22 protein-coding genes and 2 pseudogenes are annotated in these 20,658 nt (G+C 69.0%); 6 read left to right on the top strand and 18 right to left on the bottom strand.

Going from position 1 to position 20,658, the window contains the following annotated elements:
• Positions 1-295: 295 nt before the first annotated feature.
• On the top strand, positions 296-790 hold the full coding sequence (locus ACZ5VQ_RS34270; RefSeq protein WP_469108343.1) for an Asp23/Gls24 family envelope stress response protein: 495 nt from the start codon (positions 296-298) through the stop codon (positions 788-790).
• A gap of 173 nt (positions 791-963) precedes the next feature.
• Here the strand turns inward: ACZ5VQ_RS34270 and ACZ5VQ_RS34265 are convergent, their stop codons facing one another.
• Positions 964-1,176 (bottom strand): hypothetical protein, encoded by a 213-nt coding sequence (locus tag ACZ5VQ_RS34265; protein ID WP_469108342.1) that lies wholly within the window; start codon positions 1,174-1,176, stop codon positions 964-966.
• Between the two features lie 362 nt (positions 1,177-1,538).
• Between ACZ5VQ_RS34265 and ACZ5VQ_RS34260 the strand changes: the two genes are divergently transcribed.
• Positions 1,539-1,859 (top strand): three-helix bundle dimerization domain-containing protein, encoded by a 321-nt coding sequence (locus ACZ5VQ_RS34260; RefSeq protein ID WP_469108341.1) that lies wholly within the window; start codon positions 1,539-1,541, stop codon positions 1,857-1,859.
• Between the two features lie 237 nt (positions 1,860-2,096).
• Here ACZ5VQ_RS34260 and ACZ5VQ_RS34255 read toward each other — a convergent pair whose 3' ends face one another.
• The 9 genes and pseudogenes from ACZ5VQ_RS34255 to ACZ5VQ_RS34215 form a co-directional block, all read right to left on the bottom strand.
• Complete coding sequence (locus ACZ5VQ_RS34255; RefSeq protein ID WP_151478841.1) at positions 2,097-2,366, bottom strand: gas vesicle protein K; 270 nt, start codon at positions 2,364-2,366, stop codon at positions 2,097-2,099.
• Positions 2,367-2,509: 143 nt separating this feature from the next.
• Positions 2,510-2,695 (bottom strand): gas vesicle protein, encoded by a 186-nt coding sequence (locus ACZ5VQ_RS34250; RefSeq protein ID WP_189149243.1) that lies wholly within the window; start codon positions 2,693-2,695, stop codon positions 2,510-2,512.
• The gene (locus ACZ5VQ_RS34245; RefSeq protein ID WP_469108340.1) at positions 2,692-3,549 is read right to left on the bottom strand and encodes a GvpL/GvpF family gas vesicle protein; all 858 of its coding nucleotides are present in this window, start codon (positions 3,547-3,549) and stop codon (positions 2,692-2,694) included. The genes ACZ5VQ_RS34250 and ACZ5VQ_RS34245 overlap by 4 nt, the downstream gene beginning before the upstream one ends.
• Positions 3,539-3,904, bottom strand: coding sequence for a gas vesicle protein (locus ACZ5VQ_RS34240; protein ID WP_469108339.1), 366 nt, complete (start codon positions 3,902-3,904; stop codon positions 3,539-3,541). Before ACZ5VQ_RS34240 ends, ACZ5VQ_RS34245 begins: the two co-directional genes overlap by 11 nt.
• Complete coding sequence (locus tag ACZ5VQ_RS34235) at positions 3,901-4,188, bottom strand: gas vesicle protein GvpG (protein ID WP_469108338.1); 288 nt, start codon at positions 4,186-4,188, stop codon at positions 3,901-3,903. The genes ACZ5VQ_RS34240 and ACZ5VQ_RS34235 overlap by 4 nt, the downstream gene beginning before the upstream one ends.
• A gap of 59 nt (positions 4,189-4,247) precedes the next feature.
• A complete protein-coding gene (locus tag ACZ5VQ_RS34230; protein ID WP_469108337.1) occupies positions 4,248-4,961 on the bottom strand; it encodes a GvpL/GvpF family gas vesicle protein in 714 nt (237 codons plus the stop codon).
• A gap of 581 nt (positions 4,962-5,542) precedes the next feature.
• Positions 5,543-5,768 (bottom strand): annotated as a pseudogene (gene gvpJ / locus ACZ5VQ_RS34225) (gas vesicle protein GvpJ); the annotation flags it as partial.
• 250 nt (positions 5,769-6,018) lie between these two features.
• Positions 6,019-6,348, bottom strand: a complete 330-nt coding sequence (locus tag ACZ5VQ_RS34220) for a gas vesicle protein GvpO (protein ID WP_469108336.1) — start codon at positions 6,346-6,348, stop codon at positions 6,019-6,021.
• A 470-nt stretch (positions 6,349-6,818) separates the two neighbouring features.
• Positions 6,819-6,986, bottom strand: coding sequence for a hypothetical protein (locus ACZ5VQ_RS34215; protein WP_469108335.1), 168 nt, complete (start codon positions 6,984-6,986; stop codon positions 6,819-6,821).
• Between the two features lie 297 nt (positions 6,987-7,283).
• On the opposite strand from ACZ5VQ_RS34215, the pseudogene ACZ5VQ_RS34210 reads away from it, so the two are divergent.
• Positions 7,284-7,634 (top strand): annotated as a pseudogene (locus ACZ5VQ_RS34210) (YdeI/OmpD-associated family protein); the annotation flags it as partial.
• Between the two features lie 60 nt (positions 7,635-7,694).
• On the opposite strand, the gene ACZ5VQ_RS34205 reads toward ACZ5VQ_RS34210, so the two are convergent.
• Positions 7,695-8,615 carry an isocitrate lyase/PEP mutase family protein gene (locus ACZ5VQ_RS34205; RefSeq protein ID WP_469108334.1) on the bottom strand — a complete coding sequence of 307 codons (921 nt, stop codon included), beginning with the start codon at positions 8,613-8,615 and terminating at the stop codon, positions 7,695-7,697.
• 265 nt (positions 8,616-8,880) lie between these two features.
• On the bottom strand, positions 8,881-9,492 hold the full coding sequence (locus ACZ5VQ_RS34200; protein ID WP_469108333.1) for a YceI family protein: 612 nt from the start codon (positions 9,490-9,492) through the stop codon (positions 8,881-8,883).
• A 205-nt stretch (positions 9,493-9,697) separates the two neighbouring features.
• Between ACZ5VQ_RS34200 and ACZ5VQ_RS34195 the strand changes: the two genes are divergently transcribed.
• From ACZ5VQ_RS34195 to ACZ5VQ_RS34185, 3 genes are all read left to right on the top strand, one after another.
• Positions 9,698-12,037 (top strand): polysaccharide lyase 8 family protein, encoded by a 2,340-nt coding sequence (locus ACZ5VQ_RS34195; RefSeq protein WP_469108332.1) that lies wholly within the window; start codon positions 9,698-9,700, stop codon positions 12,035-12,037.
• Positions 12,038-12,191: 154 nt separating this feature from the next.
• On the top strand, positions 12,192-13,784 hold the full coding sequence (locus ACZ5VQ_RS34190) for an acyl-CoA carboxylase subunit beta (protein WP_469108331.1): 1,593 nt from the start codon (positions 12,192-12,194) through the stop codon (positions 13,782-13,784).
• A gap of 60 nt (positions 13,785-13,844) precedes the next feature.
• On the top strand, positions 13,845-14,039 hold the full coding sequence (locus ACZ5VQ_RS34185; protein ID WP_189843606.1) for an acyl-CoA carboxylase subunit epsilon: 195 nt from the start codon (positions 13,845-13,847) through the stop codon (positions 14,037-14,039).
• Between the two features lie 287 nt (positions 14,040-14,326).
• Here ACZ5VQ_RS34185 and ACZ5VQ_RS34180 read toward each other — a convergent pair whose 3' ends face one another.
• From ACZ5VQ_RS34180 to ACZ5VQ_RS34155, 6 genes are all read right to left on the bottom strand, one after another.
• Positions 14,327-14,908 (bottom strand): GTP-binding protein, encoded by a 582-nt coding sequence (locus tag ACZ5VQ_RS34180; RefSeq protein WP_026248371.1) that lies wholly within the window; start codon positions 14,906-14,908, stop codon positions 14,327-14,329.
• On the bottom strand, positions 14,889-15,470 hold the full coding sequence (locus ACZ5VQ_RS34175; protein WP_055614001.1) for a DUF742 domain-containing protein: 582 nt from the start codon (positions 15,468-15,470) through the stop codon (positions 14,889-14,891). Before ACZ5VQ_RS34175 ends, ACZ5VQ_RS34180 begins: the two co-directional genes overlap by 20 nt.
• 92 nt (positions 15,471-15,562) lie before the next feature.
• Complete coding sequence (locus ACZ5VQ_RS34170; protein ID WP_033321188.1) at positions 15,563-15,976, bottom strand: roadblock/LC7 domain-containing protein; 414 nt, start codon at positions 15,974-15,976, stop codon at positions 15,563-15,565.
• A gap of 10 nt (positions 15,977-15,986) precedes the next feature.
• Positions 15,987-19,226, bottom strand: coding sequence for a sensor histidine kinase (locus ACZ5VQ_RS34165; protein WP_469108330.1), 3,240 nt, complete (start codon positions 19,224-19,226; stop codon positions 15,987-15,989).
• 386 nt (positions 19,227-19,612) lie between these two features.
• Positions 19,613-20,188: a GTP-binding protein gene (locus ACZ5VQ_RS34160; protein ID WP_055614002.1), complete on the bottom strand. Its 576-nt coding sequence runs from the start codon at positions 20,186-20,188 to the stop codon at positions 19,613-19,615.
• On the bottom strand, positions 20,169-20,567 hold the full coding sequence (locus ACZ5VQ_RS34155) for a DUF742 domain-containing protein (RefSeq protein WP_055614003.1): 399 nt from the start codon (positions 20,565-20,567) through the stop codon (positions 20,169-20,171). The genes ACZ5VQ_RS34160 and ACZ5VQ_RS34155 overlap by 20 nt, the downstream gene beginning before the upstream one ends.
• Positions 20,568-20,658: the final 91 nt, after the last annotated feature.

Below are 20,658 nucleotides of genomic sequence, written 5' to 3'. Positions count from 1 at the left end.
CCGGTTCCCTCCAGGGATGCGCCGGGTGACGGACGAAAGGTCCGCTCCCCGCAGCCATCTGTGTCGTGAAACGACAAGCCGCCGGGGTCTGGGACGCCTGGACAACAGCATAGCCCTGGCCCAGTGCGACAGACGGTCCGAAGCCGTCCCATCTCAGGATGCGGACGATGTCGAAGCGTGGTGGCGCGCTCATGTCCGGTGCTCCGCACGGTACTTGGGGCCTGCGGTACGTAGGCGGCGGCCAACAGCCGCTCAGGAATGGCAGTCCGTCGACTGCCCGAGGAGGTGGCCTCGCATGACGGAGCCGAACGGTTCAACCCTGCAGAAGCCCGATACCGACGAGGCGAGCACTGGCCTGGGCACGATGCTGCAGGCCGCACGGCCCGGACCTCAAGAACCACCGGAGACCCGCGGCCGGACGACCATTGCGGACGGGGTGGTGGAGAAGATCGCCGGGATCGCCGCACGGGAGGTCCCCGGAATCAACGCACTGGGCGGCGGATTCACTCGCACCATGGGCGCCGTGCGCGACCGGGTCCCCGGCGGGCACGCGAGCGCGGGGCGCGGCGTCAAGGTCGAGGTCGGCGAGAAACAGACCGCCATCGACCTCCAGGTCGTCGTCGAATACGGGGTCAGCATCCGCGAGATCGCCGCAGAGGTCCGCGAGAACGTGATCGCCGCGGTGGAACGGATGACGGGCCTTGAAGTCGTCGAGGTGAACATCGCCGTCAATGACGTACACCTGCCGGACGAGGACACGCCGCAGACCGGCGAGGACCGCGTGCTCTAGCCGCGAGGCGGCAGGGCAAGGACTCCGCCCCATCGCTCCTCCGGGGCATGGGGACACTCACCGAGTGCAGGCGGTGATCGTCTGATCCGGGCGCAACGCGGCCGGCTGGTGGGTAATCCGCAGCGGCTCCGGGTTCGGATCCGTGAGCGAGAGGATGGAACACATCGCTTTGCTCAGCGTCGACTTCCGCTTCTCCGGGTGGAGCTTCCTCGGGTGGAGCTTCGCCGGGTGGACCAGCCGGACCCCACGCCGGCCGAGTGCACGGCGAGGAAAGCAAGCCCGACGAGCATGAGGCTCGTCGGGCTGAAGATCACCTCGGTCGACGTCTCGGTGACACGGATGATGAAGGCGATGACGAAGAATGCGGCGGCCACGAATGCGAGCATCTGTCTACCCCTGCCGATGGACGACGAGCCACACGTGATCCCGGTGGCTGCGCCGCTACCTGCCGGGTGCCCCGGACGGTGCCGATCAGTCGCGTAAATCCCGTGCCGGAGTCGGCGGCGACACCCCGTCGCCCGACCTGCTGAGCCTGTGAACGAGGCAAGCGGGACTCCGATAACGTGCCCCCCTTCGGCCGTCCGGCCCGCAGGTCGACGGAACCGACATGTCGAGCTCAACAACAGATCTGGTGAGCCGTTCCACGGACGCGATCCGTGCAAGCATGAGGAGTGGACAGGCCGTCACCGAGCACCCGGATCCTGATCGGATGCCGCGGTCGGCCATCTGCGACAGTGAGGAGCGCCCCATGGGCGCGAACACGGCCGAAGCCGCGGTACCCGACACCATTCAGGAGCTGACGGACCGACTGACGGCCTCCTACGCCAACCTGCTGACGGCTGCAACCGTGCAGGGCGTGGTGCAGGACTGCTACCAGCCGCTCAGCAACGCTCGTATCCCCAACTACGTGCCGATCCTCGTCGAGCACAACAGCCGCACCAAGCTACGACAACTCACCCGACGCTCCGATCCCACGGCTCTCCTTCGCGAGCACTCCGACGGGACACGAGGCCACTCCATCACGAGGGCCTGCCGAAGGGTTCGAGTCGCCCTGGCCCGCTCAGCCTAGGCGCCAGGACGCCGCGGGCGCCTGAATCGCATGGTGCCGGTCCCTGCCCCGGCCCGGTCTACGCTGTGAGCAGGGTCCTCTCTCCCGTGTCGATTATCGTCGACGGGGGGCCAACCCGCGTTTTTCGGCCCTCAGTCCCCCGGCCACCACGGCCACAAATCCGGCATTGCGAAGCAGCTGGAGCCGCATCGCCGACAATGCGGCTCCAGCCGTTCGCCCACCCTTGGGCCGAGAACCTCAGTAGCGCCCCTCTTGCCGCGGCAAGAGGGGACCGAGTGGGCCGAGGTCGAGGTTCAGGTCTTCGGGGCTCAAGTCGTAGCGCTCGCGTAGTTCGGTCATGCGGTCGTCGAGGATCATGAGCGTCATGCCGATACGTTCTTCCTGCTCCTCGGTCAGGTTGTTCCTTTCGACTCGGCGGATGGCCTGCCGTTCCATGAGCTGGCGCAGCAACTCCACGACGGTGAGCACCAGTCGGACGAGGTCGCGTTCGACCGTGTCCTTGTCCAGGTCGAGGCGTCGGGGCGGGGACGGTTCGGAGCCCGGTGCCGGCGTCGCCTGAGCGCCGACGGGAAGTGAGCGGTCCGTGTCCAGAGGCGGGGGCGATGTACGCGAATCGGGGAGCCGGCTGAGTCCGGGTTCGTCGCGTGGTGTCACGTCAGGATTCCTTCCGTGGCCGCTTCGACCGAGGTGAGCAGGGCGCGCAGGGAGATGCGTACCAGTTCCACGTCGGCGATACAGAGACTGAGGTCTCCCGTGATGACGACACCGCCGGCCAGGAGCCGGTCGAGGAGATCGACCAGAGCGACCTCTGCATGAGGCGGGCCCCCGGCGGTCACGGCGTCGTCTGCGGGATCGCGGGCTCCGCCCTTTCGGCCTGTTCCTGCGGGGGCGAGGCGAAAGAGTACGGGGCCCAGGGTCCGGTGATCTCAAGTCGGACGCCGACGGTCCCGGCCGCGAGCACCTCCACGCGGTCCTGGAAGCTCCGCGTGTGCTTTCGCGGGACAAGGTAGGCCGCGTTGACGACGTTCTCCCCCGGGTTCGCGGACAGGGCGGCCGACTGGGGACGATGATGCCGTATGTCAGTGGCCAGGTTCGCTTCCGCGAGCATACGGTCCACTCGTGCGCCGAGGTCAGCGGCGGCCTGACGGGCCAGATCGTGGCCGTCTCGGCTCGTGCGGCGCGCCCGCAGGTAGTCACGCCCGGAGCGTGGCCGGTCCCCCGGGGACATCGCAGTGGTCGGGTGCGTGATCGACGGATGGGCATAGATCTTGACGCCCCACTCGTCGTGGCCCTCCAACTGGTTCAAGGTGGTGCGGAAGTGGCCGTCGTCGGCGTGCAGGCGTCGCAGCAGGCTGTCGTCGTCGAGGTACACCGTGGCCAGCCGGAGGGGTAGTACTGCCGTATGGGAAGCCAGTGCGGCGATCACCTGGTGATGGTCGCGGGCCAGGCGTTCCAGGTCGGTGATGTCGTCGAGCCGCTGTGCGACGGCCTCTTCGGTGAAGGCGTCGGCGGGTACGTCGCTGACGACTGCGACTGTGCCGGCGCCGCGCAGTATCCGTACTGGCAGCGCGTCGACGCCGCGTAGTTCTCGGGCGGCCCGCTCGGCCGCCTCGTTCTGCAGCAGTACTGCGTACGCGTAGACCGCCTCGGTGAGGCCTGCCGGGCGCGGGGCTTCGGGCTCAGAGAGCATCGGGTTCCTTCAACCGGGCGTTGAGCGACTGGAGTTCGGCGAGAAGGCGTGCGTTCTCCGCGGCGAGTTCCTCCGTGCGGGCGAGGTCGGGTGACTGGGCGGGACGTACGGCACGAGAGGACAGCGTCGGGTCGTGCTCCCACCAGTCGATGCCCATCTCGCGCGCGGTGTCGACCGAGACGATGAGCAACCGCAGTTTGATGGTGAGGAGTTCGATGTCGAGCAGGTTGATCTTGATGTCTCCTGCGATCACGACCCCTTTGTCGAGGACGCGTTCCAGAATGTCGGCCAGATTGCCTGCGCCGCCCGGCTGGGGCGACGGAGCACCTGACCGCCGCACGAGGGCGTCGGTCACGGGGAGCCTTCCTGTAGTGCCGAACCTTCGAAGTCGGCCAGATCCGCGCCGTTGCCCGAGGCGATCTCTTCCAGACGATCCAGGAGTTCGTCCTCCCGAAGGCCGAACTCCTCCTCAGTGATGCGGCCGGCCAGCAGATCAGCCTCCAGTTCGGCCAGTTCACTGTGGATGGGAGCCGGGTCGGCATACTGCCGCTCCGCCTCCTGCACCACCTGTTCCAGCACCCAGGCGACCCCGTGCAGCGGAGCCAGTGGCAGGCCGAGCAGGCTGCCCAGCAGACCCATACGGCGCTCTCCTTCCGGTCGGGAGGTGGCGGGGCGAAGTGCGGTGCGCGGTCGCGCGGTCAGACGAAGCTGTAGGGCGGGAGAGGGCCGGTTACCCGGAGTTCCAACCCGTGCCCGAGGCTCTCGGCAACCTGGCCCACGGACGCGGCGAACGCATCCGCCTGCCCGCGTTCGATCAACAGGCTCAGGTTCAGGAAGACCTCGCCCGTCGGATCACCCGCGGCGACGCGGTGGGCCAGCGGCTCCAGTCGGCGGGCGATGTCCCGGGCGTGCTGCTCCTGTAGCGCCTCGACCCCGGCGGCGACGACCGTGCCGAGGGACACCTGGTCGTCGTGCGTCCCAGCGCCGTCCCGGGTGAGGGCGCTCAGGCGTCGGGCTTCGGCACTGCCGCGCAGGACATCCCGCAGGGCGGTGTCCTCGTCCTGCAGGGCCTTGACGTTGAACTCGACGCGGTCCTCGACCTCTCGGAGCCGATCGGTGAACAACGACTCCTGATCCGCCAGCGCGCGGCGCACCGCGCCGTCGTCGGGGGCGAGTGTGCCGAAGCGCAGGGGCACCACGGCACCTGCGGCACCGAGCATCAGCAGCACATTCTGATGGGCGATCAGATCTCTTCGTTTGGCGCGTAGTTGTGCCGGCGCCTGGCTGACGACGGCGGCCACCCGGGCAGTGCGTACCGCCCGCAAGGGCGCGGGCGACGCCCCGATTCCGGTGGCACCGTCGACCGGCAGCGGGTGGTCGGCGTCCGTGACCGCATAGAGGTAGAGCGGCATCCGTCAGGCCTTCCCGTCCTGCTGTCCCTTGGCCTTGCCGCCCGGGGTCTTGTCGGGTGCGACGGTGGTGTCCTCCTCGTGGCGGGCCGCGGTCGAAGCCGGGGCGTCGATCACCTGCTGCACGGTGGTGTCGGCGCTGTGCGCCGCGGGATCCGCCACCGGGACCGCGGCACCGGCCGCCGGGGCGGCAGCGCTCACCACGGTCGCCGCTGTCGGGGCGACGGCTCCCACCACGGTGCCGACCGTCTGGCCCGCTGCGCCGACCACTCCGCCGACGGTCGGTGCCACGCTTTGGACCAGTCCCCCGACGGTCGGGGTGACGGCGCCGACGACGCCACCGACGGTCTGCCCGACCGTCCCGACCGCCTGTCCCACCGTCTGTCCGAGGTTCCCGACAACTGGGACCGCGGCACCGGTACCGGGCTGCCAGGCGGTGACGGGCTGCCCCTGCATGACGACAGTGCCGGGAGCAGGAGCTGCCGCGACGCCCGGCGAGACGGCCGCCGGAGCTCCGGATGCCACGGCAGTGGGCAGGGCCGGAGTGAACAGCGCGGGCGCCGGAGTCACCACGGGAGTACCGCGGTTCTCCAGGTCGAGGCGATTGGTCGCCGCGGCGAAGCGCAGGTAGGTGTCGACGCTGGCGATGACAATGCGGATGTCGACGCGCAGGATCTCGATGCCGATCACCGACACCCGGATGAAGACATCGATCACGAGTCCGCGGTCAAGGATCAGGTCGAGGATGTCGTAAAGGCCCCCGTCGGTCTTCTGGGCGCGGGGTGCGGCGGTCTGGGCGAGCACGGTCATCGGAGAGGTCCCCTCTGAGAGGTGGGGCGAAGGCGTGCGGGGCGGTTGTCGGCGATGGGCTGTCGCGGGATCGACGTACGGCAACTGGACGGAGGTCCCGGACCGGCGCAACCGGGTCGGGGGGGCGAGGACGTCGCAGGCATGGCCGTTTGCGACAGCAGGCGGAGCAGTCATGCACAGGAGTCTGCGTCGCACGGAGGGAAGCGATGCATCGGCAACTCGGTCGCTGCGCGGGCTACCTCGCACGCCCTCACTGCCGGTCGACCTGGCCTCGGGTGTAGCGGCGGCTGCGGGCGTAGCCGAGAAGGAGACCGTCGGCGTCCAGCGTCACTCGGTAGACGGCAAGGACGCTGGTGGAATCGGGGATGCGCTCCAGCTCCACAACCTCGACGTCGACCTGCCAGCCCGTCCCGTCGCGGCTGATCGCCGAGACCGACTCCGGTGTACGGCCCAGAAGTTCGGCAAGTTGGGCGCGCGCGTTACGCATCGCGCCCACGGCATCACCGGCCACAGGGGTCCCAGCGGCGGGTGACGACGGCGCCGAGCCCGGCGCGGGGTCGGATAAGTCGCTCGTGCTCATAGTTCGTCCGGTCCGTCCAGCTGGAAGGTACGTCCGACAGATCACGACGTGTCGGCAGGCCTTTCGCGCGCCCTTCGAGCGCGACGGCCGGCATACGCCGACTCACCAAATGTCGTGCACATGATATGAGCACATCTTGAACACGTGATGCCCGCAACTTCTACATACTGAGTACGCGAATTTTCGCGACCCCACCCACCCCACGCGACAACTGCACTCACCAGGAGCCCAGCGAAGGACAATCCGGCCACGTCCACGCGGTAGCGGGCAACAGCACGCCGGCGACGCCAGAAGCCCTCGGAGCGCTCGACGATGGTCACCGCCGTGACGGACTCACCGTGAGTCCTGCCGGGGTCCAGTAGGGAACGGATGGCCGATCCTGCCGAAATGAAGCAGTAAGCCGACGCCGGCTACGTCCTGCTGGACGGCACCTTGGCGGAGTGCGACCGGGTCGGCGACGGGCGGGCCGACTACTCCCACTGTGAGGATGGTGGCCGTGTCGTGAGGTCGGGCGGGTAGCCCTTGGCTCGCAGGTAGGTGTCGGGTGCCAGGGCGACGATGTAGCCGTGCGGAATGTCGGAGTCGGCGTTGCAGCGACGGATCCGCTGCTGCAGCTGAAGGGCCTCGGGGACGGCCAATCGGTGCCAGCGAAGCCTCCAGGATTGGCGTCCTGGGGGCTTTCGTATGTCTGGCTTCGGTGGAGGCAGGCGTCCCCATCGCTACTCGACCGAGGTCGATGCGAAGTGCCGTCAGGGGACTCAGCGTCTGATCCACACCGACCGGCCGACTCGGAGCCAAATCAGAGGGCGATTGCCTCTGACCGGCTCCGAGCGGCCCCGGTCGAATCGGGGTCGAATCAGTGTGTTTTCCTCTGACTGCCTTCGATCGCCTCTGCAACCCGTCCTAGCAGGTCACAGCCATTTCGGCCTTCATGAGTCACCCCGCGAAGGCCCGGCAGCCTCTGGTCGATGGTCAACGTGCGCAAGGTCGAGGCCCTCACCGCGGCCGGCCGGATGCGGCCCCCGGGGCTCGCGGAGGTCGCGGCGGCCAAGGCGGACGGCCGCTGGGAGGCGGCGTACGAGTCCCAGCGGAACACCACGGTCCCGGACGACCTGGCGGCCGCCCTGGACCGCAGCCCGCGCGCGAAGGCCTTCTTCGAGGGGCTCGGCAGGACGGATCAGTACCTGGTCATCCTGGGCCTGCTGAAGGCGAGGACCCCGGAGGTCAGGGCGGCCCGCCTGGAGAAGGCGATCACGGGGCTCGAATCCGGCCGCCGGGCGCGGTGACGTGCCGACAGGCCCCAAGACCTGGTTCCGACAGACCCCAGGACCTGGTTCCGACAGGTCCTAGACCCCGGGCTGCCCGCCCCCGTGCCGGAAGAGGTCGTTGAGGTCCGTCTGGGAGATCTGGTCGTCGGCGTACGCGAACGTGCCGTGGTCGGCCAACTCCCGTGCGGCGCGCAGCAGATGGCGGTACATCGTGCGGGCGATGCTGCCGCCGACCGTGACCCGCCGCACTCCGAGCGCGCGCAGGTCGTCCAGCGAGAGCGCGTTGCCGGTGAGTCCCATGACCACGTTGAGCGGACCGTCGAGTTCGCGCACCAGCGTGCCGATGGTCGCGGCGTCGCCGGCACCCGGCACGAACGCGCAGTCCGCGCCGGCCGCCAGATACGCGTTGGCCCGCCGTACGCACTCGTCGAGCGAACCGCCGACCAGCAGCGCGTCGGTCCGGCCGACCAGGACGAACGGCTCACCGGCGGAGTCGACGGCGGCCCGGGCGGCGCGGATACGGTCCTCTCCGAGCGCAGTGTCGTAGAGCGGCCGGGCACGGTCGCCGGTGAAGTCCTCGATGTTGCCGCCCGCGGCTCCCGCCTTGAGCGCCAGCGAGATCGTGGTCGCCACGGTCTCGGGCGCCTCGCCGTATCCGTCCTCCAGGTCCGCGCTCAGCGGCACCCCGACCTCGTCGGCGATCTCGTGGACCCGGCGCATCATCGTCTCGCGGTCGACGCGGCCCTCCTCCGGTGCCTGCTCGGCGAAGAAGTCGTGGTCCGGGCGTCCGAGGGAGAACGCGACCCCCGCGCTCGTGGTCGCCACGGCGGGAAAGCCGGCCGACTCCAGGATCCGCGCACTTCCGACGTCCCACGCGTTGGGGAGCAGGAAGCAGCCCTCCCGATGCAACTCGACGAAGCGTTCCGCCCGTTCGCGCCTGTCGCTGTCGCTGTCGCTGTCGCTGTCGCTGTCGCTGTGGCTGTCGCTGTCGCTGTCCACGCGGCCCTTCCTCGGTCCCGTGACGATCCGTGGCCCTCCGACCGGCTGATCGCCTTCCGCCCGGCCGAGGAAGAACGTACGACCCGGGGCCATGAACCGGAACCCCCGACGCGCCCCGGACCGGACCCCGACGCGCCCCGGACCGGACCCCGACACGCCCCTGACACACCTGAGCGCCCGCCTCCCGCTCCCAGGAAAACCAGGGAAGCCGGACGACGGGCGCGCTCAGAGATCAGTCAGTTGCCGGAAGGAATCCCGAACCCGATCAGTCGGCGTTCTTGATCGCCGAGATGTCGAAGTTCAGCTTGATCTTGTCGGAGACGAGCACGCCACCGGTCTCCAGCGCCGCGTTCCAGGTGAGGCCCCACTCGGAGCGCAGGATCTCCGCCTTGCCCTCGAAACCGACGCGCTCGTTGCCGAACGGGTCCTTCGCGGAGCCGTTGAACTCCAGGTCGATGGCGAGCTGCTGGGTGGTGCCGAGGATCGTCAGGTCACCGGTGATGCGGTAGTCGTCGCCACCGAGGGCCTCCGCCTTGGTGGAGCGGAACGTCATCGTCGGGAACTCGTCCGTCTTGAAGAAGTCCGCGCTCTTCAGGTGACCGTCACGGTCGGCCGAACCGGTGTTGATGCTCTCCATTTTGACGTCGAGGGAAGCCGTCGACTGCGACGGGTCGGCGCCGTCGAGGTGCAGGCTGCCGGAGAAGTCCTGGAAGCCGCCCTTGACGTTCGTCACCATGGCGTGACGGGCGACGAAGCCGATCGTCGTGTGGGACGGGTCGATCGTGTACTCGCCCGTGAGGGCGGCAAGGTCGGGGTTCACGGCGGCGGGCGCCGCGGTGGTGGTGTCGGTCTTGTCCTTGCTGCCGAAGAGGCCCATGACTAACTCCTTGAGGGGACGAGCCCGGCCTTGCGCCGAAGCTGTTTAACGTTCAACGACATCGACCATAGGCCTATTCCTTACGGGTTTCAACAGAACGCCTGGTGTGTTGCGTCGATTACACCCAGTTGTCATTGGTCTAGTCCTAAGATCACCCGTTGCCCCTCTGGTGAGCACACGGACACCTCGGGCACCATCGCCTGGCATGACCCCCACCCGCCGTACGTTCCTCCTGGCAGCGGCGCTCACGGCGAGCCCGGCGCTCATGCCCACCCCTTCCGCCCACGCGGCCCGCGACGACGACGAATACGACACCCTCCGCCTTCGCTGGCTGGAGATCGCCCTCGGCGCCGGCTACGACCCGGCCGCCGAGCCGTACGCCGCCCGCCTCGCCGAGACCGGCGAACTGGCCCGGGGCTTCCGGCAGACCATGGCCCCGACCGCGACTTCCCTCTGGCCCGGTTACCCCTATGACCCGCCGACAGGCATCACCCAGAGCTACAGCCGGCTGTGGACGATGACGCAGGCGTACGTCCAGGAGGGCACCGGCTCCACCGGCGACGCGGGCCTGCGCACGGACATCCTCCGCGGCCTCGACCACCTCTCCGCCACCGTCTACAACCCCTCCACCACCCGTTACGGCAACTGGTGGGAGTGGCAGATCGGCAGCCCCCGCCTCCTCATGGACATCGTGGCCGCCCTCCACGGCGAACTCACCCCCGCCCAGGTCGCCGCCGCCTGCGCCGCCGTCGACCACTTCATCCCCGACTCGATGCTCCGCGACTACTCGGGCACCTCGACCGGCGCCAACCGCGTCGACCTGTGCCGCTCCGTCGCCCTGCGCGGCATCCTCGGCCGCGCCCCCGAGAAGACCGCGCTCGCCCGGGACGCGCTCTCACCGGTCTTCCCGTACGTCACGAAGGGGGACGGGCTGTACGCCGACGGGTCGTTCGTCCAGCACACCTGGGTCGCGTACTCGGGAACGTACGGACAGGTCCTGCTCGACGGACTCGGCCGCCTCTTCGCGCTGCTGGCCGGTTCGACGTGGGAGGTGACCGATACGAACAGGCAGATCGTCCTCGACAGCGTGGAAGGCGCCTACGCGCCCCTGATCCACGACGGGCTGATGATGGACAGCGTCAACGGGCGTGCCATCAGCCGCGGTTACCTCAAGCTCGACGACCGCCACATCATGCGCAGCGACCACTTCCACGGGCAGGGACTGATCGCTGCGATCGCGCTCCTTGCCCAGGGCGCGAGCGCGGCGGAGCGCGAGCGCTGGCACGCGAGCGTCAAGGGCTGGATCGAACGGGACACCGTCACACCGCTTCTGACGGCACCCCAGTTCGGCGTCGGCGACCTGGCCCGGCTGCACGCTGTCGCGGACTCGGCGGTCGAGGCCGCGCCCGAACCGGTCGGCCACCGACTCTTCGCCGCCATGGACCGGGCCGTCCACCGCCGCCCCGGCTTCACCGCGAACATCGCCATGGCGAGCGACCGGATCGCGTACTACGAGTGCGGCAACGGCGAGAACCCGCGCGGCTGGCACACGGGCGCCGGAACGCTCTACTGGTGGGCCGGTGGTCCGGGGAGCCGGAGTGGCCGGGCCGATCAGTACACAGACTGGTACTGGCCGACCGTCGACTGGTACCGGCTCCCCGGCACGACCGTGTCCACCAAGCGGCTCGCGGACAGGGCCGGCGGGGAGTGGGGCGAGCCCAAGCCCGCCGTGCGCTGGGTCGGCGGGGTGACGGACGGGGAGTTCGCGGCCGTCGGACAGCACCTGTTGGGCCTCGGGTCGACCCTGAAGGCCCGCAAGTCGTGGTTCTGCCTCGCGGACACGATCGTCTGCCTGGGCGCGGGCATCACGGCCACCGACGGCGTCCCGGTCGAGACGGTCGTCGACAACCGCAACCTGGGGGAGGGCGGCACGCAGACCCTCGTACGGGGCCCCGGGTGGGCGCACCTGGAAGGCCACGGCGGCTGGGTGGTCCTGGACCGGTCCGCCCTGCGCACCCTCCGCGAGGACCGCACCGGCGCCTGGTCCGACATCAACACCACCAGTACCGCCGAACGCCGGACCCGCCGCTGGCAGACCCTGTGGCTGGACCATGGCACGGACCCGGTGGACGCCACGTACGCGTACGCGGTCCTGCCCGGAGCCTCGCGCCGCACGGTCGCCGACCGCGCGGCCGACCCCGGCCGGCTGTCGATCCTCGCCAACGACTCCGGCCGACAGGCCCTGTCCGTGCCTTCCCTGGGCCTGACCGCCGCCAACTTCTGGCGGGCGGGCAGGGCGGGCCCGCTCACCGCCTCGGCCCCCGCGAGCGTGCTCGTACGCCGTCGCGGCCGCACCGCTACCCTCTCCGTCAGCGAACCGCCGCGCACCGGAGAGGCCCTGGAGATCGTCTGGGACCGTCCCGTACGCCGGGTCGTTCATGCCGGTCCCGGCGTCGAGGTGCTTGCCACCGGACGCCGTCTGAGGGTGCGTGTCACTCCGGGGATGGCATGCGCCACGCATGAATGTGAGGTGGCTCTCAGCTGACGGCTTTGTGCGACCCCTACAAGCCACACGCCCCCTGAGCAGTCGGATCGCCTGCATGCGGTCGTGGTTCTGTTCAGGGGTACCAGTAAAACGGGCCGGAGACTGTACGGAGTCGACGGCCCGCTTTCCTTGGTGGGCTTCGTAAGGTCGCTACATGACCGTTTTGGACGAGACCGGATCCTCGGCAGGCGAACCCACCGACGCCCGCGGGCGCGTGGCCGAACTGCACGCGATCCGTGCGGAGGCTCTTCGCGGACCCAGTGACAAGGCGACCGCGGCGCAGCACGCCAAGGGCAAGCTGACCTCCCGGGAGCGGATCGAGCTTCTGCTGGACGCCGGCTCGTTCAACGAGGTCGAGCAGTTGCGCCGGCACCGGGCGACCGGGTTCGGCCTGGAGGCCAAGAAGCCGTACACGGACGGTGTGATCACCGGCTGGGGCACGGTGGAGGGCCGCACGGTCTTCGTGTACGCGCACGACTTCCGGATCTTCGGCGGCGCGCTGGGCGAGGCCCACGCCACGAAGATCCACAAGATCATGGACATGGCCATCGCGGCCGGTGCCCCGCTGGTCTCGCTGAACGACGGTGCGGGCGCCCGGATCCAGGAGGGCGTCAGCGCGCTCGCCGGTTACGGCGGCATCTTCCAGCGCAACACGCGCGCCTCCGGTGTGATCCCGCAGATCTCCGTGATGCTCGGTCCGTGCGCGGGCGGCGCGGCCTACAGCCCGGCCCTGACGGACTTCGTGTTCATGGTCCGCGAGACCTCGCAGATGTTCATCACTGGCCCTGACGTCGTCAAGGCGGTCACCGGCGAGGAGATCACCCAGAACGGCCTGGGCGGCGCCGACGTGCACGCCGAGACGTCCGGGGTGGCGCACTTCGCGTACGACGACGAGGAGACGTGCATCGCGGAGGTCCGCTACCTCCTGTCGATGCTTCCGCAGAACAACCGCGAGAACCCCCCGGTGACCCACTCCGAGGACGAGGCCGACCGCCGCTCGGACGTGCTGCTGGACCTGGTCCCGGCGGACGGCAACCGTCCGTACGACATGACCAAGGTCATCGAGGAACTCGTCGACGACGGCGACTACCTGGAGATCCACGAGCGCTGGGCCCGCAACATCATCTGCGCTCTCGCCCGTCTCGACGGCCAGGTGGTGGGCATCGTCGCCAACCAGCCGCAGAGCCTGGCCGGGGTGCTGGACATCGAGGCGTCGGAGAAAGCTGCGCGTTTCGTCCAGATGTGCGACGCTTTTAACATCCCGATCGTCACGCTGCTGGATGTACCCGGCTTCCTTCCGGGTGTCGATCAGGAGCACGGCGGCATCATCCGCCACGGCGCGAAGCTCCTCTACGCCTACTGCAACGCGACCGTGCCGCGGATCTCACTGATCCTGCGCAAGGCCTACGGCGGCGCGTACATCGTCATGGACAGCCAGTCCATCGGCGCGGACCTCACCTACGCGTGGCCCACCAACGAGATCGCCGTGATGGGCGCCGAGGGCGCCGCGAACGTCATCTTCCGTCGGCAGATCGCCGAGGCCGAGGACCCCGAGGCGATGCGCGTCCGCATGGTCAAGGAGTACAAGTCCGAGCTGATGCACCCCTACTACGCGGCCGAACGCGGTCTGGTCGACGACGTCATCGACCCCGCCGAGACCCGCGAGGTACTTATCCGCTCCCTCGCGATGCTGCGTACGAAGCACGCCGACCTGCCCTCCCGCAAGCACGGAAACCCGCCGCAGTAGTAACTCGACGGACCCATCGCGGCAACCCCGCGGACCCCTCTCTCACGGAGACTCACACACATGGACATCCCTGATATTCGCGTCGAGAAGGGCCACGCCGAGCCCGAGGAAGTCGCCGCCATCACGGCCATCCTCTTGGCCCGCGCCGCCTCCGCCCCGGCGGCGGCCCCGACCCACCGAGGCCGCGCGAAGGCAGGCTGGCGCCGACTGGAACGCGAGCCGGGCTTCCGCGCCCCGCACAGCTGGCACGGATAGGCTGCGCCGCTCAGGCGTATGTGAAGGGCCCCCTCCCGGCGGAGGGGGCCCTTTCTCGTGTGCCTGGACGCGGGTTCGTTCGTAGGGTGCGGGTTGCCTGTGGTTGCGCTCGCGCAGTTCCCCGCGCCCCTAAAAGACCAAGGGGCGGACCGGTGCTTTTAAGGGGTGCGGGGAACTGCGCGGGCAACCACGGCGTGCCCGCAGCCGAAGACGTACCCGGGGCCGAACACAAAGGGGGCCCCTCCCAAAAGGAAGGGGCCCCCTTCGTACGGCTGAGTGCCGCAGGCCTACCGCAGGCGCGCCATCAGCGCATGCTCCACCAGCGTGATGAGCGCCGACTTGGCGTCCGCGCGGTGGCGGGCGTCCGTGGTGATGATCGGGGTGTCGGGCCCGATCTGGAGCGCCTCCCGGACCTCGTCCGGGTTGTACGGCTGGTTGCCGTCGAAGCCGTTCAGGGCGATCACGAACGGCAGTCCGCTGTTCTCGAAGTAGTCGACCGCGGGGAAGCAGTCGGCGAGACGGCGGGTGTCGACCAGGACGATCGCGCCGATCGCGCCGCGTACCAGGTCGTCCCACATGAACCAGAAACGGTCCTGGCCGGGCGTACCGAACAGGTACAGGATCAGGTCCTGGTCCAGGGTGATACGGCCGAAGTCCATGGCCACCGTGGTGGTGGTCTTGTCTCCCGTGTGGGTGAGGTCGTCGATGCCCGCCGAGGCGGACGTCATGACGGCCTCGGTACGCAGCGGGTTGATCTCCGAGACGGCCCCGACGAACGTGGTCTTGCCCACGCCGAAGCCGCCCGCCACCACGATCTTCGCGGACGTGGTGGAGCGGGAAGGCCCTCCGCTAGAGCTTGCGAAGTCCACTGAGCACCCTTTCGAGCAAAGTCACGTCTGGCTGACCGCCGGCGTTCTCGTCGCCGCCGGGCTGATGGATGGCGACCAGGCCCGCCTCCGCCAAGTCGGCGACGAGGATCCTGGCCACGCCGAGAGGGATCGTCAGGAGGGCCGAGATTTCGGCCACCGACTTGATCTCCCGGCAGAGGTTGCAGATCCGCTGATGCTCGGGCAGCTGGCCCTGCATCTGGTGCGGCTGCGCGGTGGTGTGCACCAGTGCCTCGATGGCGAGCTGATACCGAGGCCTGGTGCGGCCGCCCGTCATGGCGTAGGGGCGGACCAGCGGGTTGCTGGCGCCCCCCGCGGGCGACGGTTCGGGAGAGCGCCGCTGCGGCTGCACGGGCTGGATGCGCGGCGCCGGCGGCTGGTCGTACGGGGAGGGCCCGGGACCCTGGGGTGCGTAGGGCTGTTGGCGCCGCGGAGACGGTGCGGAGGGGAAGTTGTACCGGTTCGGCGAGTCGTTCCCGCCCTGGCCCTGGCCAGGGCCATAGGACCAGTTGCCCGAAGACGAACCGCCTGGGGGTGTTGCCACTTTCTCCTCCTCCGACTGTGCCGGGCCCATCAATGTGGAGCCGCGTCCCGAAACCTTAAGGCCACGGGACGCCAAAACGCATCGCTTGTCTGCTAGTTGAGAAGGCTCCCCTGGAGCTCCGCACGCAGATCAGGCGTCAGGACCGTACCGGCACGGTCCACCAGAAGGGCCATCTCGTACCCGACGAGACCGATGTCCGCTTCCGGATGTGCAAGTACTGCGAGCGACGATCCATCGGAAATGGACATGATGAACAGGAATCCCCGCTCCATCTCCACAACCGTCTGATTCACGCTCCCGCCCTCGAAGATGCGGGACGCGCCCGCGGTCAGCGAGGTGAGACCCGACGCGACGGCCGCCAGCTGGTCGGCACGGTCACGCGGGAACCCTTCGGACATCGCCAGAAGGAGTCCGTCGGCGGAGACCACCACCGTGTGCGACACCCCGGGGGTGTTGTCCACGAAGTTGGTGATCAACCAGTTCAGGTTCTGCGCCGCCTGGCTCATCGGGCTCACACTAACGCTCCTGGTTGTAGGTGCTGTCAGGACCGAAGCCCTGGCCGTTCGTTTCGCTTCCTGCGTTACGCCCCCTCTGGACCCCTCGGCGCAGGTTGCTCAGCCTGCCCCGGACGTCCTCAGGAGCGCGGGAGACCTGGGGGCCGCCCTGTGGGGTCGATTCCGCGGTGCCCTCGACCAGATTGGCCTTGGGTACACGCCTCGGCAGGCCGGAGGAGGTGACCCCGCCCGCCTTGGGCTTCTTGAGCTGCTCGGCGCGTTGCCACATCTGGTCGTTGTTCGACCGCCAGTCGCCCTTGCCGCCGCTTGAGTTGCCGTCGTTGCCGCCGCCGAAGGGAGCCGGCGATTCCTGGCCCACGGACTGCTTGCCGCCCGCGCTCGCGGTGGAGCCGCGGCGGGGAAGCCCGGCGTCGGTGGATCCGCGGCGCGGAAGCCCGGCGTCGGTCAGCGCGTGGGCGGCGGGAGAGGCCGTTCCCGGACGCTCGAAGCCTACGCGGTCCTGCTCGGCCACGTCAGCGGCCTGCACGGGTTCCGCTTCGGGAGCGTACTCGGAACGGTAGCCGTTCTGGTACGTGTCCTGCTGCGGCCAGTCGTCCTGGTAGGACTGCTCTTCGAAGGCCGAGAACGTGTCCCGCGCGGGAGCGTGGGCCGGCTGCGGCTCCTCCTGGACGGGCTCCGCATAGGCGGTTTCCGGGTACCCGCCGTTGGCCGGGAAGTACGTCTCGTCGTACGACGCCTGCTGCGGCTCCTCGTACGGCGTCTGCTGGTCGTACGCGGGCGCCTCGCTGTACGCGGCCGCTCCGTTGTCGTACGCCGCGGCCCCGTTGTCGAAGGCCTGCTGACCGTTGTCGTAGCCCTGCTGCGGGTTGAACTCGTCGCTGAACGACGGGGCCCCGCCCTCCAGCTCGCCGTGCGTCTGGGCCTCCAGGGCCGCCCGGCGCTCCTCACGCATCAGCGAACGGCCCACGGGGTCCAGCTCGCGTATGTCGTCCGGGACCTCGGCGTAGCGGCTGTCGTCGAAGCCCAGCTCGGCGGCCGTACGCATCGACTGGCCGCCGCTCTGGAACTCCTCGCCGCCGAAGGGCTGCTGCTCCGGGATGATCTGCGAGACGGTGAACTCGTCGCGCTGCGGTGCCGTCTCGCCACCACCACCGTGCGTGATGATGTCGGGCAGCATGACGAGCGAGGTCGTACCGGCCTGCTCGCCCGAGGGGCGCAGCTGGACGCGGATGCCGTGCCGGTCGGACAGCCGGCCGACCACGAACAGACCCATGCGCTGCGAGATCGCGGCGTCGACGGTCGGCGGGTTGGCCAGCTTGTGGTTGATGTCCGCGAAGTCCTCGGCGGTGAGGCCGATGCCCTTGTCGTGGATCTCGACCATGATGCGGCCGTCCGGAAGACGGGTCGCGGTGACGCGGACCTTCGTCTGCGGCGAGGAGAACGTGGTGGCGTTCTCTAGGAGCTCGGCGAGCAGGTGCACGAGGTCGGTGACCGCGCGGCCGTGGATCTCGGCCTCCGGTACGCCCGACAGCTCGATGCGCTCGTACTGCTCCACCTCGGAGGAGGCGGCGCGCAGCACGTCGACCAGCGGGACCGGCTGGTCCCAGCGGCGGCCCGGCTCCTCGCCGGCGAGGACCAGGAGGTTCTCGCCGTTGCGGCGCATGCGGGTCGCGAGGTGGTCCAGGCGGAAGAGGTTCTCCAGCTGGTCCGGGTCGGCCTCGTTGTTCTCCAGCTCGGTGATCAGGGTCAGCTGGCCCTCGATCAGCGACTGGTTGCGGCGCGACAGGTTGGTGAAGATCGCGTTGATGTTTCCACGGAGCAGGGCCTGCTCGGCGGCCAGTCGTACGGCCTCGCGGTGGACCTGGTCGAAGGCGCGGGCGACTTCGCCGATCTCGTCCGTGGTGGTGATCGGGATGGGGGTGACCCGGGTGTCGACACGTCCCGGGTCGGTGCGCGAGAGCTGGTCGACCAGCATCGGCAGGCGCTGCTCGGCGACACCGAAGGCCGCGTTGCGCAGCTGGCGCATCGAGCGGCTCATCTGGCGGGCCATGAGGCCGGCGATGATGAAGGCGGCGAGCAGGGCCACGATGACGATGGCGCCGTTGACGAAGGCGTCGCGCTGGGCATCGGTGGCGATGTCGCCCGCGTCGCTCACCGCCCGGTTGATGAGCTCCTGCTCGACCTCGCTGTAGCCGTCGAACTTGAGGGTGGAGGCCGCCATCCAGGTCTCGGGCGTGACGCCCTGCTGGGCCAGGTCGCTGGGTGAGGCACCGGTGGCGATGGCCTGGATCATGCCGGTCATGGAGGGCGGGGCCTTGTAGGTACCGCCGGCGGCCTCGGTCTTGCTCTTGGCCTCGGCGGCGAGCTTCTTGCCGTCGGCCTCCTTCTCGGCCATGACCTGCTTGAGACGCGCGGCGTCCTGCGCCGTACCGCCGGAGACGTACTCCTGGACGGCCACGTTCTCGAGGTAGGCGTACGACGTGAAGGCCGTGACCTGCTGCCTGAAGATCTTCTCGTTGCTGCTGGGCTTCACCAGGAGGTGCATGCCGATCGAGCGCTGCAGCGAGGCGGCACCCTTCGACAGGGCGACGGCGTACACGGTACGGCCGTAGCTCGTGATGTTGCCCGTGCCGAGGCCCAGCTCGTTCGAGAACTCCATGAGGAGGTGCTCGACGGTGACGTAGCCCTCTTCGGTCTTCGTCGGGTCCATCGCGGTGGTGAAGGCGGCCTTGCGCAGCTGGGTCAGCGTCGGCTCGGCCTGCTCCACCAGATTCAGCCGGCGCTCCAGGCCCTGGCCGGACGGCATCCCGACGACTTCCTTGTGGAACGCGTCCTGCTTCTCGTCCGTGAAGGCACGGGCCTGCTTGACCGTCGCGTTGTCGCGGTCGCCCTCCAGCAGCGGCTGGGCGGAGACGTCGCGCTCGTTGAGGAGCGCCTCGGCGTACTGCCCGGCCGCGTCGACGATCTTGGCGACCTTCTCCGCGTCCTGGGCCTCCTGCCAGGTGTCGATGGAGCTCTTCACCTGGAAGCCGCCCATGACGAGCCCGACGATCACGGGTATGAGCAGAATGGCGTTCAGCCTGGTCGGCACACGCCAGTTGCGCGGGGACAGACGTCCGCCGCTCTTCGGGGGTGGGGCCGCCGGCTCCGAGCCGGACACATGTGCGGGTGCCGCTCCGCGCGGCGGCGGGGTGAAGTTGCCCCGTGCCGACGGCTCGGGACCGTTCTTGCTACGCCTCACTCGACCAACAACCTCTCGGCGTGTGCACCTTCGTCGTGCCGCGTGTGTCTTCCGGCCCTTACTACTGGGCAGTTCTGGCATTCCAGCACGTCAGGGTGTGCTCGTCCAAACACTCGGAACCAAGGGTTCCGAGTGATGTAAGCCCTAGATAAAACGGTCATAAAGAGCGAGCCCCGCCAAAAGGCGGGGCTTTTGTGAGCACAGCGGCATCAGACGACCGCGACGCGTGTCGGTACCACTCGATATCTCTGTCGAAACGTTATGAACACCAAGGCCGACCGTGTCAAACGACACAGCCGGCTCCAGTGCGTCTACGACAACTGCCGTACGGCGTTGCCAACTTGTGTGCCAGGCCTGCCAGGACATAGCCCTTCGCACGACGATACCTAGCGCAGACGAGCCATCAAGGCGTGCTCGACCAGGGTGATCAGCGCGCTCTTGGCGTCCGCGCGGTGGCGGGCGTCCGTCGTGATGATCGGGGCGTCCGGGCCGATCTGCAGGGCCTCGCGGACCTCGTCGGGGGTGTACGGCTGGTGTCCGTCGAAGCCGTTCAGGGCTATGACGAACGGCAGTCCGCTGTTCTCGAAGTAGTCGACCGCGGGGAAGCAGTCGGCGAGACGACGGGTGTCCACGAGCACGACGGCGCCGATCGCGCCGCGTACCAGGTCGTCCCACATGAACCAGAAACGGTCCTGGCCGGGCGTGCCGAACAGGTACAGGATCAGGTCCTGGTCCAGGGTGATACGGCCGAAGTCCATGGCGACGGTGGTCGTCGTCTTGTCCCCGGTGTGGGTGAGGTCGTCGATGCCCGCCGAGGCGGACGTCATGACGGCCTCGGTGCGCAGCGGGTTGATCTCGGAGACGGCACCCACGAACGTGGTCTTTCCGACGCCGAAGCCACCCGCCACCACGATCTTCGCGGAGGTGGTCGCCCGACCTCCGTCAGAGCTTGCGAAGTCCACTGAGCACCCTTTCGAGCAGTGTCACGTCCGGGGCGCCGCCATTGCTCTCGTCGCCACCGGGCTGGTGGATCGCGACGAGTCCGGCCTCCGCGAGGTCCGCGACGAGAATCCGTGCCACGCCCAGGGGCATGGACAGCAGGGCCGACACCTCGGCCACCGACTTCACCTCACGGCAGAGGTGGCAGATCCGCTGGTGCTCCGGGAGGAGCCCCATCAGCTGCGCCGGGTCGGCCGTGGTGCTGATCAGTGCCTCTATGGCGAGCTGGTAGCGCGGCCGGGTCCGGCCGCCGGTCATCGCGTACGGACGTACCAGCGGCTGGTCGCCCTCATCCTCGTACGGCTGTGCGTACGGATCATGAGAGGCGGTGGGCGGGGTCATTGATCCTCCGGGCGGGACAGCAGGTCGGTCAGTCGTGCCGTCTGACGGGGCCGGTGGGGGGAGGGCGGCCGACGGATTGTGCGGACGTTCG

The sequence above is a fragment of the Streptomyces sp. NPDC033178 genome, assembly GCF_055577685.1.
This window is presented reverse-complemented; position numbering and strand designations above follow the sequence as displayed.

What these genes read in the sequence shown, in the direction of transcription:
- ACZ5VQ_RS34270 (WP_469108343.1), top strand. Translation starts at nt 296, where the DNA reads ATGACGGAGCCGAACGGTTCAACCCTGCAGAAGCCCGATACCGACGAG.
- ACZ5VQ_RS34265 (WP_469108342.1), bottom strand. Translation starts at nt 1,176, where the DNA reads ATGCTCGCATTCGTGGCCGCCGCATTCTTCGTCATCGCCTTCATCATC.
- ACZ5VQ_RS34260 (WP_469108341.1), top strand. Translation starts at nt 1,539, where the DNA reads ATGGGCGCGAACACGGCCGAAGCCGCGGTACCCGACACCATTCAGGAG.
- ACZ5VQ_RS34245 (WP_469108340.1), bottom strand. Translation starts at nt 3,549, where the DNA reads ATGCTCTCTGAGCCCGAAGCCCCGCGCCCGGCAGGCCTCACCGAGGCG.
- ACZ5VQ_RS34235 (WP_469108338.1), bottom strand. Translation starts at nt 4,188, where the DNA reads ATGGGTCTGCTGGGCAGCCTGCTCGGCCTGCCACTGGCTCCGCTGCAC.
- ACZ5VQ_RS34230 (WP_469108337.1), bottom strand. Translation starts at nt 4,961, where the DNA reads ATGCCGCTCTACCTCTATGCGGTCACGGACGCCGACCACCCGCTGCCG.
- ACZ5VQ_RS34220 (WP_469108336.1), bottom strand. Translation starts at nt 6,348, where the DNA reads ATGAGCACGAGCGACTTATCCGACCCCGCGCCGGGCTCGGCGCCGTCG.
- ACZ5VQ_RS34200 (WP_469108333.1), bottom strand. Translation starts at nt 9,492, where the DNA reads ATGGGCCTCTTCGGCAGCAAGGACAAGACCGACACCACCACCGCGGCG.
- ACZ5VQ_RS34195 (WP_469108332.1), top strand. Translation starts at nt 9,698, where the DNA reads ATGACCCCCACCCGCCGTACGTTCCTCCTGGCAGCGGCGCTCACGGCG.
- ACZ5VQ_RS34190 (WP_469108331.1), top strand. Translation starts at nt 12,192, where the DNA reads ATGACCGTTTTGGACGAGACCGGATCCTCGGCAGGCGAACCCACCGAC.
- ACZ5VQ_RS34185 (WP_189843606.1), top strand. Translation starts at nt 13,845, where the DNA reads ATGGACATCCCTGATATTCGCGTCGAGAAGGGCCACGCCGAGCCCGAG.
- ACZ5VQ_RS34170 (WP_033321188.1), bottom strand. Translation starts at nt 15,976, where the DNA reads ATGAGCCAGGCGGCGCAGAACCTGAACTGGTTGATCACCAACTTCGTG.
- ACZ5VQ_RS34155 (WP_055614003.1), bottom strand. Translation starts at nt 20,567, where the DNA reads ATGACCCCGCCCACCGCCTCTCATGATCCGTACGCACAGCCGTACGAG.